The organism is Pontibacter pamirensis, assembly GCF_010015475.1.
Taxonomy (GTDB): Bacteria; Bacteroidota; Bacteroidia; order Cytophagales; family Hymenobacteraceae; genus Pontibacter; species Pontibacter pamirensis.
Window position 1 is genome coordinate 1 of sequence record NZ_SSNI01000054.1, and the last position, 17,142, is coordinate 17,142.

Consider the following 17,142-nt stretch of genomic DNA (forward strand, 5'->3'; position numbering starts at 1 on the left):
GCGCCCGGCGTGGGTGAGCGCCGACAGCTGGTACGCCTCCGTAGAGAACCTGAAGTTCCTGAGAAACCAGGAAGTGGGTTTTCTGGTGGGGCTGGGGGGCTGGAGGCAAACCGCACCGGTTGATGTTGACAACACAGCAGAAAGCTTCCAATGGAACAATCACCTGGCAGCACTTCATCTATGAAAAGCTCACCGATGATGCTTTTAAAATGACATTTGAAGTGAGCAGGGATGGCATTACTTCCAGCAGGAACAGGTGAGAGTCCACTTGGTGTGCTGAATCCCTTCATCATACATGGACCCGCAAAAGTGAAAGATAAAAGTGGCATTATAGTTATGCATAAAAACTACTATCATAACTATCATACTACTTTTATGCTTATGTTAATAAATGATTTTTTTCATCGAGTAATTTATATTAAAGTATGAAAAATGTATTAAATATTATGGCTGTGATCTTCATCATAGCATTTCATAATCTTGCGCAAAGCCAGGACACATCAAGAAATTCAAACGTAAAGGGCGATCATAAAGGGCCGTCTAAAACCGCTAAGAAAGCAGACGCGAAGCCAATAATCCCAGTTGTAGATCACCACTTGCACCTGTATAGTCCTGCTGCAGTAGATTTGTCAACACCTCCACTGTTGCCTGAAATAAAGCTTCCTGAAGAATTGGCTCAATTTGTTCGCAAGAGAACCCAGGGATGGAATGATCAAAATGCTCTTGCTGAGCTTTATACTGAAGATGCTTTATTTTTTGTAGGGGGAACAGTTGGATGGGTTCGAGGACGAAGCGCGGTTGCCGGCAATGTAAAATGGACGATCTCCGATACACCTTATAATATAAAACCTATTACTTTTAATGCAGACCAATCGTCTGCCCGGATTGCCGGTTACTTTGTTGAAGCCGATGGCTCAGACCGGCATTTCGGTTTCTTTCTATTTTCGCTGATCAAAGCATCGAACGGCGAGTGGCGAAGTGCTGCGGAAACGTACATCTATCAGGGAGCACCCTCATTCGATACCCCCTATACAGCCGAAATGCTTATTGCTAAGCTAGACAAGGCCGGAATCCAACGTGGCGTGGTAATGTCCAACGCCTATTATTTTGATGCAGTCCGACCAGAACCGGTTCCTGATGCATATCAAAAGCTTAAAGCCGAGAACGATTGGACCGCAGAGCAGGTGGCGCAGTTTCCCAATCGTTTGGTAGCATTTTGTAGTTTCAACCCACTCAAAGATTATGCGATTGAGGAGCTCAATCGTTGCGCAGCAAGTGGGCGCTTCAGGGGACTAAAAATGAACTTTAACGCTGCACAGCTGGATTTTCACAATCCCGATCAGGTAGCCAAAGTCCGGCAAGTGATGGAGGAAGCAAACAAACACCGGCTGCCCATGATCATCCATGTTCGGTCTTCGCCAAAATATGACAGCGCTGATGCTCAGGTTTTTCTCCGACAACTCGTTGCGGCAGCGCCCGATGTTCCCATACAAATTGCTCATCTCTGGGGAGGCGAGAACTTTTCCGGCTCAGCCCTGGCAGTCTATGCCGAAGCGGTTGCCTCCAAAGACCCTCTAACTAAGAATCTTTACTTTGATATTTCAGGCGCCTGGCATTATGGACAACCGGAAGAAATGCAGGAGATTGTTAAACAAATTCGCAAGATCGGCCTCGAGCGTATTCTTTATGGGTCAGACGGTGACCCAGTTGAATCATGGGAGGCATTTCAAAAGAAAGTACCGTTAACGAAAGATGAGTTCAGTATAATTGCAAACAATGTAGCCCCATACTTGGGGGCCAGCAGGCTAAGGAATATTCAGCCACATTAATTTTTAGCTAAACACTACAAACTGGATTCTTTACTACCAAATAAATGTACTAATAAAAATTAGGCTGTGGTCTACAATGTATGATAGTCAAGGCAAAACAAGATTCTAAAGCTCGGTCCGACTATCAAAAGCCTCTACAGTTAATATAGGGCAGTCGAGCAGAATATATTTTCTGTTTTTTTATCAAGTTAAAGGTCATCATACATTGTAGACCACAGCCCTATTTTTTAGATAAACAACCTGTACATAAATTTTATGATGCAAAAGGGACGTTATGCAACAGGAATCCAATTATGTGACTGAATTCAACGGCACTTAATTTGTTCTCCCTGCACAAAATGCCGAAGTTTCTTGAATCTTTAAATGGGATTATAATGCATCACCTTATCCATCAATACTCAGGGTAGGAATAAGCATTGGTTGCTAAAGGCGCACCAAGTGGTAACTTGTTCTCCTTTACTACTGAGCAAGTTGACTTTTATGATAAACTGTTGCTCTTGCTTAACATAAAGTAGCTTATAAGCTAAACAAAGAAGGTTCCTCATCACGAGGAGCCTTTTACTTTTATAGTAGGTTTCAGAATAGGTTTAAAATGGTCACTTCATCGTAGTTAGACTAGGTGCATTGACCAAGGGGAATGAGAAACTGAGGAGCAGGTAAGTCAGCAGTACTATACCGTAAGGAAGGAAGCTCCATTCCCCCCTTACCTTTTCTCCGAGAGTCTGGGCAGTACTTAATGCTATCACCTTGGATAAGCAAGTGTAAGACAAAAGGCAAGACGAGGGAGAAAGAAGGTCGCTCACTTTAACCACTCATGCTATGGAACAGATCACAAGACAGTGCGTGGGCATCGACATCGCCAAATTGAGCTTCACCGCCTGCGTTTGCAAACTCTCAACAAACTCCGGCCTGTGTTTCTCCCAGGTGGCAACCTTTGACAACAGCACCAGGGGCTTCAACCAGCTGCTCAAATGGCCTGAGCAAGCAGACAACTCCTGCCTTGCCGGTAAGCTTTGTGATGGAGGCCACGGGTATTTACTATGAGCCCCTGGCCTACCACCTGCACAAGCTAAAGCAGCCTGTCTCGGTTGTGCTCCCCAACAAGGTCAAGCACTTCGGCAAGAGCCTCAACGTCAAAAGCAAGACAGACCGCATCGACGCCAGAGTCATCGCCCAACTGGGCGCCGAGCGCCAACTCTCAGACTGGCAACCACCGGCCCCTGTTTTTAAGGCCCTGCGGGAGCTGACCAGGCACTGCACCGACCTCAAGAAAGAGCGGACGGTGCTGCTCAACAGGCTCAGCGCCCTGCTCTCTGCTCATGAGCCGCAGGCCTTTGTCATCAAATCCCACAAGGAGGTGATAAAGAAGTTTGACACCGAGATAGCCAAATGCGAGGCCCGGATAAAGGCCGAGCTCCAAAAGGAGGAATGGCTGCAGGAGAAAGTGGAAAAGCTTCTCTCCATTAAAGGAATAGGGCTTATGAGCCTGGCCATTGTACTGGCCGAGACCCAGGGCTTTGCCCTGATAAACAACGCCAGGCAACTCACCAGCTACGCCGGCTTCGATGTGGTGGAAAGGGAGTCCGGCACCAGCGTCAGGGGCAAGACCAGGATATCCAAGAAAGGCAACGGCAGGATAAGGGCGGCCCTTTACTTCCCGGCTCTGGTGGCCAGCCGGCACAATGCTGCCCTGCGGGCTGTTTACCAGCGCATCAACGCCGGGAAAGAGAGCAAGATGGTGGGGGTAGTGAGCCTGCAGCGCAAACTGCTGCTGCTCATCTACTCGATGTGGAAAAACGACACGATATTCCAAGACAGAACCATAGCTTCCGGAGGTCAGGAGAGAAAGCCTCTCCTTCGTCACAAAGACGGAGTCTTTGAAAACAAAGTAGGCAGATCCACAGACCTGCCTACACTGGATGAACTTCCGTCCGATCTCTCGAGTGAAGCTCTCCTTCGTCAATAGAGTATACGAAATACTTTCCTGATGTTTACTTGATTTTTAAAACAGTACCTTCCTTTTATGATTAGTTTTAGAAAACTATTCAACTTTAAGCCGTGCCTGGTTGGTGCATGGTAAGCAACCGTTGAGTCTTTCGAGAAACACAGCTCACTCTTTCCTGCTATTTTTCCGGATCTGGCGTATCACGGGGACAAGCGCCACCATGATACTGATGGGGAGGATCCAGCCCAAGTACTCCCTGATGACGGGAAACTGGCTGCCCAGAAAGTACCCGGTCAGGCCGAACGTGCACATGTAAAGTATGCTGGCCACTACAGTCAACGCGGCGAACGAGGGGAAGCCCAGGTTGGTCGTTCCGGCTATCACAGGGCTGAAAGGCCTGATGATAGGCAGGAACTTGCCAAAGACCAGGGAGGCCTTCCTGTGCTTCTCGAAATAGTCTGCCGCCAGGTGCAAGTACTTTTTCTTGAAGTACCAAGTGTCCTGCTTATGGAAGAGCCTGGTGCCAAACCTCTGCCCGATAAAGTACCCGGAGGTGTCCCCGGCGATGCCTGCCAGGACCAGTGAGGCAAGCAGCACCGCGATAGAGACCCTTAGGGAGCCTGTGCTCACCAGAAGGCCGGCTGTGAAGACCAGCGTCTCGCCACCCGGCACCACCAGTCCCACCAGCATGCCCGTTTCAATAAACACCAAGGCAACGATAAGCAAGAAGCCGCCCCATTCGATCAAGCTTGTAGTATCCATGCATTTTTTCGTTTTTACTGTTTTTCAGCTTCCTTTTACGAAACTACCATTTGATCAGTGCCTGCCACCTGCCTCGTCCTGGAAAAAGTTGAAAGTTTAAGCCCTAACGCCACATGGCATTTACAAAAATTGCACTAACTTTAGAAATCTACTCAGGGAAGGCCCGGTGAAACAGGCTTGCTGTATGCTTTCCAATCTGTGAAAACAAACAAAAGGGGCACCGTCTTCCGAAGGGGTGCCCCTTTTGTTTTGACGGTGCTTACGCTTTGAACGAGGCTACATGGAGTACAGCATAGTACTCTACCGGGGTTATTTCCCGGACTGAACCAGCACATATATCAAATGAGCTGTCTATCGTGCAGGTGTCGGCGATGACAATTGCCTCCCCTACGCTGCAGGCCCTTATACCCACCCACACCGATTTGGGGCCATTGGTCATCTCGAGCTTTATTTTGAAGAAACGCTTCATGAAGTTCAGGTAAAGGTACAAGGGGAGCGTTAGGGCATGTTTTAGCTTTTGGTGCACACTGTGTTTAAGCAACACGCCATCCGGAAAGAATAACAACGGTAAACGACGGTGCCGGGCTATTCCGCCCATAGCCAGGCAATGGCGGCGGCTCTGCTGGTAAAGTTCTGAAACGCAAGCGAAGGCTTGGCTCTTTGATTCACCTGCTTCACGTATTTCTCCACCCCGCTCTCCCTGGCGGCGTCCCTGTTGGCAACCCGGACTACCTTTTGAAGGGAGGTTTTCATCAGGTTGCGGGTAAACTGGTTCATTACGACCTTGTAGTCTTCATGGCAGAGGTCAACAACCGTCTCACTGGAGTCTATCAGGAGCCTTTTTATATTGTACTTACCTATGGCTCCCACAATAATATTGGAAGCTTCATAAACCCGCATCAGGGCATACTCCTGAACATCGGGGCCATCGACATAGAGCATCTCGGTGGAGGCGTCATATTCTAGCCTGATAAAGCCGTTTTCGTATAGAATCACTTCATATAGCATTAGAATACACTAATATATATAAAGCTATATACTTAAGCAATACTTCAGGAGGTGATGAAAAGTGAATTTTTTTATTTTACAGGTCTGTCCGCTTGTACGAGGTATAGTTAAGAGGTAAAGAAGCAAAAAAAAATTATGCTATCTGTTTCCAGAAAGCTGGTAACAAAATGTTACTTAATATATTACTTATGATATATTAAGTATATAATATATATACTATTTATTATAAATGCGTCTCTGAAATCAGCTTAAAGTTTTATCCAGACAAAAAACAGTACAAGATTGTTTCTTTGGCAGCTGCTGCTGTTGGCTCATGCTTTGTGTTACTCCACGCATATTTGTTTCCTGTTGCTATGCAGAACAGTTATGTAACATTGAATATGCAAAACCTAAAACTGATAGCCACATGAGTATTGCAGCTACTTCTTATCGCCCAAACGTTATAGACAACAAGGTTCTTAAAAACCTTGGAAGAATCTTTACCATGGTCTCTTCTTCCCCGAAGGCAGACACTGGCTTTGAGGACGGCATGCTAAGCTTCTCTACCATAGACGGTAGTATGGTGGCTTACAAGTCAGGAGCAAATGCCGTGAACGCCGGGGCCGGAATATTTATTGGCGGCTACTTTGTTGGTGGTGCAGATGACAGTGCTCTTTCCGACGAAAGCATGCCCTTTATTAAATACTGATTGTTGTTCGGTGCAGTGCCCGGCAGGGGGTAAGCCACCTGCATTGGGCAGGGCAGTCTCTCTATACCACGGCGGCACTTGCACCTTTTCCCCATGAGGCCAAGCCACCAGCATACGTGCCGATAGCCCATCAGCATAGGCAAGACCTCTTGCTGTTTGCTGGCCTTTACTTTTTTTGTTTACTGAAGGGTATAGTATCTATGTAGCCGCCCTAAGCATGAATAAGCACAAGCCTGTGGCCCCTCTTATTTTTTGTCTAACGACTACCCGACGACTTGATGCTGCAGGTTTTGATAAGGCCGTGTATGGTGCGCCTTTCACAGTTCATACGCGAAATAAAGTCATACAAGGTGAGCAGCACCCCGCTTAAACATTTGCTCTAATCCTCGATCTCCACCCGATAACCAGTGGGGTCGTTATGTATAGACACATCCGTCTTGATGGAGACAAGGCCTGTGCTGCACCCTCTCGATGAACTCAGGCGCCATATCTGGCAGCCGTTTCTCAAGTTCCTGCTTAGTAATGGCTGCAGTGCCTTAGTAGATGATACTCCTTAGCTTGTCCTTTGTGAGCGGCTTTTGCAGGAACGTAGCCGCCAACTGGTTCCTGCCCAGCGCTATCTCCACCGGGTTCTGGCTGCCTGTAAGCAACACAATCCTGGTGTCAATCAGATTCACATGACCGTGTTGTCCAACTTCTTCCAGGAAGGCAAAGCCATCCATGACGGGCATGTTGATGTCGAGCAGGATAAGCTGGGGAGGCGCTGCCTTCTCCTTTGCTTCTTTCAGGATTGCCAAGGCATCTCTCCCATTCTGTGCGCTATTGACCTGCATGCCGCTGTCTATGCTGCTGAGCAGGCGCCTGGCCAGGAAGATGCTGGTGGTGTCATCGTCAATGATGAGAATACGCTTTATGGGCTCCATGTCGTCGGGGAAGTGTTGCTGCCGTACCAGAGGCGCAATGTACATAGAAAACCCTGTATATTCACAATACCTGAAGCATGAAAGCAAAGACCGGCTTTACCCGCTATAAAAGAAGAAGAGAAACCAGTTACTGCTGCCCTTTGAGGTAGACCTTGAAGGTGGTTCCCTTGCCCAGGGCACTCTCCACCTCAATCTTCCCACCCATTTCCTTCACCATCCTCTTGACGATGAACAGCCCCATCCCGGTGCCCTCCACGTCATTTATCAGTCTGGTGCAGCGCTTGAAAATCACCTCCCCCTTGTCTTCCTCTATGCCCAATCCGTTGTCACTGACGGAGAGCACCGTATACTCACCTGACTTCTCTGTTTTGATGCATATCGCCGGCGCCCTGTCCGGCGCTTTGTACTTGATGGCGTTGCTCAGCAGGTTGTAGAGGATGCTTCTGACGTTCCTTTTCGGCAGGATTATCTCGGACTCGTTTAGCTCAATTTCTACCTGTGCGTTGGACTCATGAATCTTGTCTTTGAGCCCAAGCTGGACATCTTCTACCATTCTCTCTAAGTTCACCGGAACTGTAGTCTTAGCGGAATCGGTGCTGCTTCCCTGCATATCTGTGAACTCCGTTACTGTCCTGCGGAGGTTGCCTATGGAGCGGTTCAGCATATCCAGTACCTGCTTTGTGTTGCCTTCTTTGCCTGATGCGCCCCTTAGCATGCGCATCAGGCCCTCTATGTTGTTAAGGGGGCCTTTGATGTCGTGGAGCAGTGCGTAAATAACACTCTCATACCTCTTGTTGAGCTTCTCATACCACTTGAGCACCTCAATCTGTCCGTTGATGTCGAGGAAGGTGATGATGACGCCATTGGTCCTGTTCTCTTTCCGGATGATGTAGGGCAGGATGTTCATCTGGTACCACCTCTTGTCGGGCGTCTGGACTTCTCTGTCCATGCCCTTGCTGCTTGCGATTACCTCCTTGATGTCCTCCGTGATGTTGGGAAGGGGATGTTGCCGGACATCTCGTTCATGTGCTTGCCCAGGTCATCCGGGGAGAGGTTGAAATGCTTCATGGCGGGAGGGGTGAACTTGCGCAGCACCATGTCCGCATCGACAAAAAGCTGCGATATGATGGTGTTGCTGAAATAGTTCTCCAGCGCATCGCTCAGCTCTGTCGGCTGGTTCTGTGCTTCTGTCTTTCTGGATTTTATCCGCATGGGCGTAGGACGTTACAAGAGGTGCCACTGTCAGTAGAGGTATTTCAATATACCAAATATAGTCCTATATAAAAACAGGTAGGTGCCAAAACCTAAAAGGCAGTTTTGGAGTAAGTGCGTAGATATTTATATATAATACATTTTATATATTTACAGGACCCTTAGACCTATATGAGAAGCAGAAAGCCAACCAACCTAGTAGACGAGTACATCGAGTCCTTTGCACCTGAAAAGCAGGAGCTGGCAAGGGAAGTGCGGCGCATTGTTGCCGCCTCTGCCGGACACCTGGAAGAAACGGTGCGGGAGGAACGGGCCTGCTATTTCTTCTACGGCCCTGTCTGCTACTTCGCCCCCTCGCGCGGCGGCATTCACTTCGGCTTTTTCCGTGGCAAAGAGCTCAAGGACCCTGAGGGCCGGCTGGAGAGCCGCAACGGGCAGTACCGCCATATAAAAGTGCGCTCTTTAGCCGAAATTGATGAGGTCTATTTCGGCAGGTTGGTCCGGGAGGCGGTGCAACTGAACCGGAGGTAGCAGCCCTGCACTCTTCCTGCCGTGCTGCTGGAAATGGTGTATTCTTCCACTTCAACAGCCTTATTGTTTATGTGGAGATACTGCTTTCCAATGATAAGCATGGCTAATAACGTCTTTTATGTAAAGGAGGAGCTAGAAGGATCAGGAGCTTGTATGCGGCTGCACAAAGAGAAATCAGCTAAAAAAGCAGGTGAATCTACGGTGCCTACATAGTAGCATACTCGGTCTGTTAACCTACTGCTCCAGCATAGCTGATATCGCAGAGCCATGCAGGACTTCCGTTAGGATATAAGGTGGCACTACTGGGCTGCTTCTCCCATTTTGACTCCAGGAGCAGGCAAACAAAACACTGTTGGCTTTGTTTCTGTACTTTCACCAAATCAAACGTTTGCCTGATTTATACTCTCCGGGTTGTAGAGCAGGTAGATGTTTCAGTACTCTTCATTATGGATAATACCTTTGGAATACCCATCATACCGGACAATGAGGCCGAGCGGCTGGCGAGGCTGCGCAGCCTGAACATCTTAAACACATACGACGAGGAAGGACCCTTCAAACACATCGTGTCCATCGCTTCCCGCATGTTCGATGTGCCGATAGCACTCGTCAACTTCGTGGACATGGACTATGTGGTAACAAAGGCCGGTGTCGGTATGGATGGGGAGAACAGGATAAGCAGAGGCGAAAGCCTGTGCTCGCTCTCCATACTGCGGCAGGAGACAACCTTTTTTGAAGATGCCTGCGAAAATCCATGCCTGCTGGCAAACCCGCTGGTGGTGGGTGACTTCGGGCTGCGGTTCTACGCAGGCGCCCCTCTGGTAACATCCGATGGCTACAGCATAGGTGCGCTGTGTATCATTGACAAAGAACCAAGGGAGTTCCCCGAGTCCGACCGGAAGATGCTGGAAAGCCTCGCCTCTGCCGTGATGGACGAGATTGAGAAAAAGTAAATAAGGGCACCATAGATTCACCAATATCATTTGAATTCAAAAACTCTGATATCGGAGCCGCACATCACGGTATCGTACGACATAGTGGAAGACATCCTGTACGCAGATTGGACAGGTGACCAAACGAAGAAGAGCGTGATGGATGGATGCGAGAAGATTTAATACTTTGAACCGCTGATGCTGTGCTTAAGCGAGTGAGATAGATTCCCTCTCCCGTGCCATCACTCTACTGCCTTGAAAAGCGTGTCGTGGTAGTAGCGTGCCCCGCTGTTTTAGAACCGCTGTCAGGGCACTCTGCCTCTTCTGCCTCCGTACTCCATGACATCACCGAGTCACCGATGGACGTAATCTCATAGGTCTGCAGAAGGCCGTCCCTGGTAAGCTCGATGTAGCTCCTGCCGTTGCTTTCCAGCAGCGTGTAAAGGCACTGCGTGGTGGTGCCTGTGCCATAGCTTATGGTTACCCTGTAGCCATCGAAGTCAAAAAGGGTTCCACTGCTGTCCACCTCCTCATGCACCAGCTGGCCGGAGGCATCATAGTACCTGTAGCTCTGGCTGAGAGTCAGCCATGCACCACCCTTCAGCTGGTCACCAACCCCGGGAGCTGGCGCCACTTCTTTGCAGGAAAACAGGACAAGAAAGAACAGGGAGGGGAGCAGGCGCAGCGGCTTCATGTCTTTAACATATTAACTTCCTGCAATATATAGAATTCAGAGTTACATTCACAAGTGGCCTTAGATAGCGCAGCACCATATCTTCAAGCGCTCTTTGCGTTAAAGCGCTTTATGCCATCAGCCAGCGCAGCGCTTGTGTCTTCCTGGGGAAAGCCCGAAGCTCCAGGGGCAACAGGACGGCAGCCTGCATTTCCCTGTATATAGTTTCTACTCTACCCTCTGGAATGGTGTCTGTTGCCATTGCCAGCGCGGCTTTCTCTACAGGAGCGGGTAACAACCCTACTGCCAGCTGCGCCATCATGGCCCGGTATTCCCTCTCCGTCATCTCCACACGGTTGCCGCCAAAGTCCAGCAGCAGTCTTCTGAACCTGTGCTCCCTGGAGCAGGACACAATGGAAACAAAGATTCTCCTAACCTCCGAAACAAAGAGATTTCTCTGGTCTTGTAGCGCCACGTACAAAATATCCGGTGCGGAGGCGTAGCTCAGATTAAAGAAGGCGTCGCTGTACAGTACCATGCCTAAACGCCCACGAATATTTTTATCAATTTCGCTACCCCTCCGGCAGTTATTTCGTCACCTGCCCCGCTAAGCTGCTGGAGCCTACCCAGAATAACAGGGTTAAAAAGGTGCATGCTGCCCATGTAAATGCCATTCAGGAAGAATCGGCAGTAAGTATGATCTTTGTTGAAGGAGGTCAACACGATGAGATCGCAAGCTGCAAGTTTATTTGTGAAGGCAGTCAGTTCGCTCATCTCAAAGGAGTCTAAATCCTAAGGGTATAAAGGCAGTCCCATCAACTTCTTCAAATTGAAACAAACTATGACAAATTTTTCCCATAATTGGCATTTTACATACTAAGTGCATGCAATAATATAAATATACAGGTAAATCCAAAGCGGTTTCAGATAATAGATAATAAACAGAAAGCCTCATGCGGCCCGTGTATAATATGCCGCAACCTGCACCACTTCTGTACGCTTTTCTTCAGTTTGCGAGCCTCATACACCTTGCACCCCTCTGGGTGCATTGCGCTCATTTTCCTGCCTTTCGCGTATAACATGCTCCTTCTACAATTAACGGGAATCAATGCTCTAATTCTATTAAATTAATTGGATTATATTGAGTAACCTATGGCATTATTGAAAATATAGTTGAATTATTTTGCTAAATATAAAGCGGGACTGATACCTTTACGCATGGCTAATGGCTTTTAATCAAAGCCACTAGTTCACGTTTGGTTTGTTATCAGGATGATAGGGTAGTCGGTGGCTACCCTTTTCTTTTTATTGTTTACCATAGCCGGTAGCGGCGCAGCTTCTGTCTATTATAAAGCAACCTCTAACCACGGTGAACACATGCTCAACCCAAGCTTATCCAAGGTGAGGCCAGGCTCAACACAAGGTGAAGCCAAGGCGGAACCACTTTAGGTGGAGATGAAGGTCCTGTGAGTATGCTTTATAAATATTTGGCCGCTTTGTATCGGTATTATTTGGCCACTTTCAGGTGAGGATCTTCTTTGATTACTGTGTGTTGTATGTGCGTATGATGCTGTTTTCCTTGAGCCAGTTACAGAAGGTCGCTTCGGTGACATTATAACGAGAGGCGATAAACTTCAGTGAGGAACCGTTATTGAGCAGTGCCTCTATCTCGGGCCTGTAGGTCTCTAGCTTGCTTTTACCTGGCCCCTACAGCAGGCTTTCATATTGGCAAGGAGTCAGGTATCCAAGTGCTGCATGCCTCCTTTTCTTGTTGTACCACCCTTCAATGTATTCAAAGACGGCCAGTGAGGCTTCCTGCCTGGTGGCAAATTTGTGGTGGTAAACCATTTCTGTTTTCATCGTCTTAATGAAGGTCTCTGCCACGGTATTATCCCGGCAGTTTCCTTTTCGGCTCATGCCCTGCACTACTGGCATTCCCTCCAGTTGCTAGCGGAAGGCACTGCAGGCAATTCTTGTCATAGTAAGAGACTAATGCCTGCCCAGGGCCTTCAGCTGCTTCTCAAAGTCGCTGTGCAGCATCAGCGTGGCCGACAGTCCGGTTGTTTGGGAGAGCCTGAAGCGCAGAACCAGGTCCGGGTCCTGCGCGCTCTGGTAGTAAAAGGAGCGCTGCCCGATGTGAGGCAGCTCCGTGGCGGCCACGTTGCGGAAGTTACGCCTGAAGAAGTCTGCCGACATGGCCTTGGCCTCCCCCTTGTGCTGGTACCTGATGCAGCCCTCCTCCAGGAAAGGCAGCACGTGCTCATTGAACTTTTCCATATGCCCGTATCTATCACCTGTCGCAAAACCAGACGAATGGCTTTGCCCGAATGAAAGCAGTTTAATACCCGGGAAACAACCTCAGGGTTACAAGCCGCCCCGGCAGGGAAGAACAGCTTCTCTCTTCTCCAGTGTGCGCACCTGAGGCCATTTTCCACAGAGTGTGGAGCCAGACCCACAGTCACCTTTTTGTTTCCACACTTCCCGCCTTTTTGCTGTTTCCTTCTAAAGCGCTGAGAGCCTTGCTGTAAGGGAGCTTTTAGCTGTTTTGGCACGGTTCTGCTATTGCATGAGGCAGAACTTAAAAAATAAAACTATGAAAAAAGTAACTTTTCTGGCAGCAGCCATCGCATTAGTGGGAATGTCTTCAATGGATGCAAATGCACAGACCACTACCCCGCAGGAGCAGGCTCCGGCTGCACAGCAGGGCCAGGAAGAGAAAAAGGAGAAAGTAACACAAGACCAGTTACCGGCGCCAGTTCAGGCAGCGCTGAAGAGCGACACCTACAAAGACTGGACAATAGGCGACATCTATGCCCTAAAGCCTGCCGCAGGGGCCACACAAGGCGCTGTGGTCTATGAAGTGGCCATGACCAACGCGCAGGGCCAAGCAGGTGTTGTCAGAATGGACGAGAAAGGCGGCGACGCCTCCAAAAAATAGTGAACGAATAGTTAAAACTGTTGAAAAGAGCCTCCGCGTTGCGGGGGCTTTTTACTTCCCCCCACTGCCTTCCGCACTATGAAACAAAGGAGAAGGCAGGGGGGGCCTTCGCTCAGCACAACGCACAAAGACGTAATTATATAGGTTCCGGCAACTTCCACTTCTTAATTCCGTTATACCTCACCTTGTGACACCCTCTGTACAAGAGGGTAGTTATAGATAATTTACTATTTTATATTTTTTATTACTTACTATTTTTTTAAAGAGATGAGAAAAATCAATTGGCTCTTTTTAATGTTGCTTTCCTTTTCTTTCCTTGCCTGCGATAAGGACGATGATGTGGCGCTCGACACGACTGACCCGACCATCACCATCCTTTCACCTGCCGCCGGTACCACTTATGCACCAGGCGATGCGGTGAACCTGCAGGCAGAGATAAGGGACAACATGGGTCTTGAGGAGGTAAGGGTAAGCGTGACGGACCCAAGCGGAGTCGAACGGCAGATAACCGACCAGGGCATCAGTGACTTCCTCAACGACAACAGGGAAAAGGACCTGGACGTGGAGATTGCCCTGGATGCGAATGCACCTAACGGGGCTTACATCATCCGTGTGACGGCCATAGACGAGCAGGAGAACGAAGCCTCACAGGCGGTTACGGTTTCCGTCGTGCAGTAAGCAGTCGCAGGTCGATAAGCTTAAATTCAGAAAAGGCTCCTCATCTAGAGGAGCCTTTTCTTTTGAGGGACAATGGATTGGTTTTAGCGCCCCCTTCTCCTTTCAAGCTGCTCGAGTTGCAGGAGCAGCTTCACGGTATGGCATCCCCTGTCATCACCGGTGTCAAGTTCCCGCTCTTCTGGCACGTTCTTTTCGTGTGGGGCAATCCTGCTGTGCAGCGCCCTCAGGTGACGCATATAGCGGTTGATTTGGCCGCACAGCAGCCTGTAGAACACAGGGTTCTCGGTGGCCTGGTCCAGGAAAGCCACCTTCTGTGCTTCCGCGTCCCTGATTTCACCGTGGATGGCGCGGCTGGCCTCCTGCCTTGTAAGCTCCTCCTCCTGCAGCCTGTCGAAAAACCTGTCTATGTCGAAATGCATCTTAAATGCCCCCTCTTCGTGTAACTACCTGTAACTGTGAAAAAACCTACTATACGATGCGGCAACTGCTTAGTTTTAAGGGAGCAGTTAAAATGCGCGGCCTCAGACTGCCAAAAAGGTTTGTTTCAGCCTGGCTACCCCGCCGGCGTCTACCACCTCTCCCTCACCCATCAGCAGCGGGTCTGACAAGAACATCCTGTCCTGGTAGAGGCCGTGGAGAAAGAAGCGGCAATAGAGGCGGTCTGTGCTAACATGCGTCAGCACTAGCATGTCGCAGGTAGTAAGCCTGCTTAAAAGCTCTGTTAATTCACTCATGCCTGGTCGCTTTGTGTTGAGGGGACACAAACATAGCTGCTTTGCGAAAACAAAGTCAGGCATGGCTACTATATTTACTAGCTGTTACTTAGGTGTGAGACAGGGGCAGTAAGGGCGGGCCGGCAGCTTACCTTGGTATGATAAGGTAATACTCTTCCTGGCTAATCAACGCGTTTCTGTGCTTTACCGCCTCTACGTCCAAAGCCAGGTAGTGGTGCAGGTGGCGGATGACGTAAGAACCCACGCTAAGCTCGTAGAGATAGGCGCACAGCTCCTGCAGTCTTTGCAGGCAGTCCTCGTCTCTGTCAGTCTCCGGCAGGCTTGTGCCCAAAAACTCTTCAATGGCGGAGAGCTGCGGGAAGGCAGCGCCATGCCTGGCCACGGTAGCCTGTAGTTTGGACAGGATGGCACCATAATTTTCCTTTATGCCATTCTTGTCAGAGGCAGGCATTTCTTCGGGCGGCATGGTGGTCAACTATCGACATAATCAGATGATGCGCCGCGAAAGGGTTCTATCAAGTTCGCCGACGTTAAGAGGGACATAAGACCTTCCAAAATCGTTCAATACATGCAGGCCCATTTCGGCTGAGCTTGTGTGGCTGCCGGTATTTAGCGAAGCACGCACTGAAAAAGAGTTTGAAGGCAAATCGATGTTAGCTCATATTCTTTCTATGAGGAGAGTAAGCTAAAAATAAAATTGTTATAATTATGTATTATATAGCTATATTTATAATAACATAGTTAAAATAATATACAAGCGTTAAACTGAAAGTCTTATGCCCATCCCCACTGAAATAAAATATAGCATTCTCCTGGCTCGCATAGAGAAACTGAAAGGCGCTGAGACGGGCACGCGGGAAGAAGAGCAACTAAAGGCCCTGAACGAGCTGGCTGAGGAGTTCAAAAGCAGCATGCCACAGCCAGCGGATTTGAACCCAAATCGGAAGTCCTTCAACCTGTTTTATAGGTGGCAGGGGGAGGGGCGTTTTCGCAATCGCTAAACCATTTGAAGCAAAAAGCCAGGCAGCGCGAAGGCACCACCTGGCTTTTCGAACACACGTAAAGCTAAAACTTGGTACCAGCTTAACGCCATCACCTGCTGTTTATTTCGGCAATGATATATAATCCTTACTCTGGTTAAAGAACGCGCTGTTGTTTTTGGCCGACTCCACATCCGAGCACAGGTTGTGGTGCAGGTGCCGGATAACATAGGAAGTCGAACTCAGTTCATGGAGGTAAGCACATAGCCCCTCCAGCCTCTGCAGGTAGTCTTCCTCCTCGTCGGCTTCTGCCAGCGTGGTGCCCAGGTACGTGCTGATGAGGGAAAGCTGCGGGAAAGCTGCCTTGTTGCGGGCGATGGCAGCGCGGAGCTTGGATACGATAATATCGTACTTGGGCTTTAAGTCTTTATATTCTAGTGCGGACATTGTAGTGGGTGCTATGGCCATGCTGCATGGAAAACTGAAGGAGAGCAGCCCAGAACAAGGCATTACCCCCTACGCACCCTTGCATTCTGACAGAGCATGCAGCACTTATTTGCTCGGGCGGCAAGTGAATTACGCTTTGCACTGCAAATCGTTTGCTATATAGCGTTTTCAAATTGTATTTTCCTTGCAACCTTCGCTCATGGCGGGTAGTTGCTCTTCTCAAACCTGTACAAGGTCTCCCTCACCTCTGTTATATGCTCTACTATTCATATGACATGCGGTTCATATGAGAGTGAAGCGGCTAACCCAGAAACGACAGTGGCTTTATAATGGGAACACGCAGGGCTGGCGCTCGAAAGCTGTGAACAGTTGCAAGTGTGTTCGACAGGCACGAAAAGCAAGAAAGCCACCTCTTAAAGAGATGGCTTTTCACAAGGTTCATGAAATTCTTTACAAAACTGCTCCAAAACAGATTTGAAAGCCAACTTACGGTAAAGGCCTCCTTGTGGTTCTGACAACGGTAAACAAAAAGCCACCCATAACTGAGAGGCTTTTCCTGCAGTCCATTTTGATTTTCAGCCGGTCCGCGGAAAGAGCCGCCAGGGCTTCGGCTATCTGCCCTACCCGATGGCCTTGTCACCCGCATTTCTGAAACGACAGAAGCCGCTCTCTGCAGGAGCGGCTTCTATTCAAACAGTAACAAACAATACGTTTACGTCTCACCTTAAACATAATGAAAGTAGCAGGCAATCATCGAAAGTAGGCAATCATCGTTAAACTGGCAAGCAACTTATACAAAGTACCTTATTTGATATACCACCTCTTTGTAAGACTAGACGAATGTATTTTACAAGCCCCTCAATTG

The 17,142-nt window shown here is 48.8% G+C and carries 25 protein-coding genes and 1 pseudogene; 10 read left to right on the forward strand and 16 right to left on the reverse strand.

The window, feature by feature from the left end; genetic code table 11:
• From E1919_RS28205 to E1919_RS24810, 3 genes and pseudogenes are all read left to right on the forward strand, one after another.
• Positions 1-115 (forward strand): annotated as a pseudogene (locus E1919_RS28205) (IS701 family transposase); the annotation flags it as partial.
• Positions 116-425: 310 nt separating this feature from the next.
• Positions 426-1,829 (forward strand): amidohydrolase family protein, encoded by a 1,404-nt coding sequence (locus E1919_RS24805; RefSeq protein ID WP_162056109.1) that lies wholly within the window; start codon positions 426-428, stop codon positions 1,827-1,829.
• A gap of 934 nt (positions 1,830-2,763) precedes the next feature.
• Complete coding sequence (locus E1919_RS24810) at positions 2,764-3,795, forward strand: IS110 family RNA-guided transposase (protein ID WP_162056110.1); 1,032 nt, start codon at positions 2,764-2,766, stop codon at positions 3,793-3,795.
• Positions 3,796-3,939: 144 nt separating this feature from the next.
• Here E1919_RS24810 and E1919_RS24815 read toward each other — a convergent pair whose 3' ends face one another.
• The 3 genes from E1919_RS24815 to E1919_RS24825 all read right to left on the reverse strand — a co-directional run bounded on the left by E1919_RS24815 (position 3,940) and on the right by E1919_RS24825 (position 5,532).
• Complete coding sequence (locus tag E1919_RS24815) at positions 3,940-4,536, reverse strand: DedA family protein (protein ID WP_162056111.1); 597 nt, start codon at positions 4,534-4,536, stop codon at positions 3,940-3,942.
• 259 nt (positions 4,537-4,795) lie between these two features.
• Complete coding sequence (locus E1919_RS24820; RefSeq protein ID WP_162056112.1) at positions 4,796-5,134, reverse strand: hypothetical protein; 339 nt, start codon at positions 5,132-5,134, stop codon at positions 4,796-4,798.
• Positions 5,122-5,532, reverse strand: coding sequence for a hypothetical protein (locus E1919_RS24825; protein ID WP_162056113.1), 411 nt, complete (start codon positions 5,530-5,532; stop codon positions 5,122-5,124). The genes E1919_RS24820 and E1919_RS24825 overlap by 13 nt, the downstream gene beginning before the upstream one ends.
• 418 nt (positions 5,533-5,950) lie before the next feature.
• On the opposite strand from E1919_RS24825, the gene E1919_RS24830 reads away from it, so the two are divergent.
• Positions 5,951-6,232: a hypothetical protein gene (locus tag E1919_RS24830; RefSeq protein WP_162056114.1), complete on the forward strand. Its 282-nt coding sequence runs from the start codon at positions 5,951-5,953 to the stop codon at positions 6,230-6,232.
• 379 nt (positions 6,233-6,611) lie between these two features.
• Here the strand turns inward: E1919_RS24830 and E1919_RS27985 are convergent, their stop codons facing one another.
• From E1919_RS27985 to E1919_RS27995, 4 genes are all read right to left on the reverse strand, one after another.
• Positions 6,612-6,740 (reverse strand): hypothetical protein, encoded by a 129-nt coding sequence (locus E1919_RS27985; protein WP_262888766.1) that lies wholly within the window; start codon positions 6,738-6,740, stop codon positions 6,612-6,614.
• A gap of 28 nt (positions 6,741-6,768) precedes the next feature.
• Positions 6,769-7,200 carry a response regulator gene (locus E1919_RS24835; protein WP_162056115.1) on the reverse strand — a complete coding sequence of 144 codons (432 nt, stop codon included), beginning with the start codon at positions 7,198-7,200 and terminating at the stop codon, positions 6,769-6,771.
• Positions 7,201-7,282: 82 nt separating this feature from the next.
• Complete coding sequence (locus tag E1919_RS27990) at positions 7,283-8,104, reverse strand: ATP-binding protein (protein WP_262888767.1); 822 nt, start codon at positions 8,102-8,104, stop codon at positions 7,283-7,285.
• A 17-nt stretch (positions 8,105-8,121) separates the two neighbouring features.
• Positions 8,122-8,367: a PAS domain-containing protein gene (locus tag E1919_RS27995; RefSeq protein WP_262888768.1), complete on the reverse strand. Its 246-nt coding sequence runs from the start codon at positions 8,365-8,367 to the stop codon at positions 8,122-8,124.
• Positions 8,368-8,538: 171 nt separating this feature from the next.
• On the opposite strand from E1919_RS27995, the gene E1919_RS24845 reads away from it, so the two are divergent.
• From E1919_RS24845 to E1919_RS28000, 3 genes are all read left to right on the forward strand, one after another.
• Positions 8,539-8,898 (forward strand): DUF1801 domain-containing protein, encoded by a 360-nt coding sequence (locus E1919_RS24845; protein ID WP_162056116.1) that lies wholly within the window; start codon positions 8,539-8,541, stop codon positions 8,896-8,898.
• Between the two features lie 446 nt (positions 8,899-9,344).
• Positions 9,345-9,848, forward strand: coding sequence for a GAF domain-containing protein (locus tag E1919_RS24850; RefSeq protein WP_162056117.1), 504 nt, complete (start codon positions 9,345-9,347; stop codon positions 9,846-9,848).
• Positions 9,849-9,878: 30 nt separating this feature from the next.
• The gene (locus E1919_RS28000; RefSeq protein ID WP_262888769.1) at positions 9,879-10,010 is read left to right on the forward strand and encodes a hypothetical protein; all 132 of its coding nucleotides are present in this window, start codon (positions 9,879-9,881) and stop codon (positions 10,008-10,010) included.
• A gap of 64 nt (positions 10,011-10,074) precedes the next feature.
• Here the strand turns inward: E1919_RS28000 and E1919_RS24855 are convergent, their stop codons facing one another.
• The 5 genes from E1919_RS24855 to E1919_RS24875 form a co-directional block, all read right to left on the reverse strand.
• Positions 10,075-10,521 (reverse strand): hypothetical protein, encoded by a 447-nt coding sequence (locus E1919_RS24855; RefSeq protein ID WP_162056118.1) that lies wholly within the window; start codon positions 10,519-10,521, stop codon positions 10,075-10,077.
• Between the two features lie 109 nt (positions 10,522-10,630).
• Positions 10,631-11,038 (reverse strand): hypothetical protein, encoded by a 408-nt coding sequence (locus E1919_RS24860; protein ID WP_162056119.1) that lies wholly within the window; start codon positions 11,036-11,038, stop codon positions 10,631-10,633.
• Between the two features lie 2 nt (positions 11,039-11,040).
• Positions 11,041-11,274 (reverse strand): hypothetical protein, encoded by a 234-nt coding sequence (locus tag E1919_RS24865; RefSeq protein WP_162056120.1) that lies wholly within the window; start codon positions 11,272-11,274, stop codon positions 11,041-11,043.
• 933 nt (positions 11,275-12,207) lie between these two features.
• Entirely contained in the window at positions 12,208-12,435 is a 228-nt protein-coding gene (locus E1919_RS24870; RefSeq protein ID WP_162056121.1) for an IS3 family transposase, read from the reverse strand.
• A 54-nt stretch (positions 12,436-12,489) separates the two neighbouring features.
• On the reverse strand, positions 12,490-12,777 hold the full coding sequence (locus E1919_RS24875) for a hypothetical protein (RefSeq protein WP_162056122.1): 288 nt from the start codon (positions 12,775-12,777) through the stop codon (positions 12,490-12,492).
• A gap of 316 nt (positions 12,778-13,093) precedes the next feature.
• On the opposite strand from E1919_RS24875, the gene E1919_RS24880 reads away from it, so the two are divergent.
• Entirely contained in the window at positions 13,094-13,438 is a 345-nt protein-coding gene (locus tag E1919_RS24880; RefSeq protein WP_162056123.1) for a hypothetical protein, read from the forward strand.
• A gap of 267 nt (positions 13,439-13,705) precedes the next feature.
• On the forward strand, positions 13,706-14,116 hold the full coding sequence (locus E1919_RS24885; protein ID WP_162056124.1) for a DUF4625 domain-containing protein: 411 nt from the start codon (positions 13,706-13,708) through the stop codon (positions 14,114-14,116).
• An 83-nt stretch (positions 14,117-14,199) separates the two neighbouring features.
• Here the strand turns inward: E1919_RS24885 and E1919_RS24890 are convergent, their stop codons facing one another.
• From E1919_RS24890 to E1919_RS24900, 3 genes are all read right to left on the reverse strand, one after another.
• Positions 14,200-14,535 (reverse strand): hypothetical protein, encoded by a 336-nt coding sequence (locus E1919_RS24890; RefSeq protein ID WP_162056125.1) that lies wholly within the window; start codon positions 14,533-14,535, stop codon positions 14,200-14,202.
• Between the two features lie 102 nt (positions 14,536-14,637).
• Positions 14,638-14,850 (reverse strand): hypothetical protein, encoded by a 213-nt coding sequence (locus E1919_RS24895; RefSeq protein WP_162056126.1) that lies wholly within the window; start codon positions 14,848-14,850, stop codon positions 14,638-14,640.
• A gap of 127 nt (positions 14,851-14,977) precedes the next feature.
• Complete coding sequence (locus E1919_RS24900) at positions 14,978-15,316, reverse strand: hypothetical protein (RefSeq protein ID WP_162056127.1); 339 nt, start codon at positions 15,314-15,316, stop codon at positions 14,978-14,980.
• Positions 15,317-15,626: 310 nt separating this feature from the next.
• Here E1919_RS24900 and E1919_RS24905 point away from each other — a divergent pair, with 310 nt between their 5' ends.
• Entirely contained in the window at positions 15,627-15,851 is a 225-nt protein-coding gene (locus E1919_RS24905) for a hypothetical protein (RefSeq protein WP_162056128.1), read from the forward strand.
• Between the two features lie 102 nt (positions 15,852-15,953).
• On the opposite strand, the gene E1919_RS24910 is transcribed toward E1919_RS24905, so the two are convergent.
• A complete protein-coding gene (locus E1919_RS24910; RefSeq protein WP_162056129.1) occupies positions 15,954-16,277 on the reverse strand; it encodes a hypothetical protein in 324 nt (107 codons plus the stop codon).
• Between the last annotated feature and the right edge of the window lie 865 nt (positions 16,278-17,142).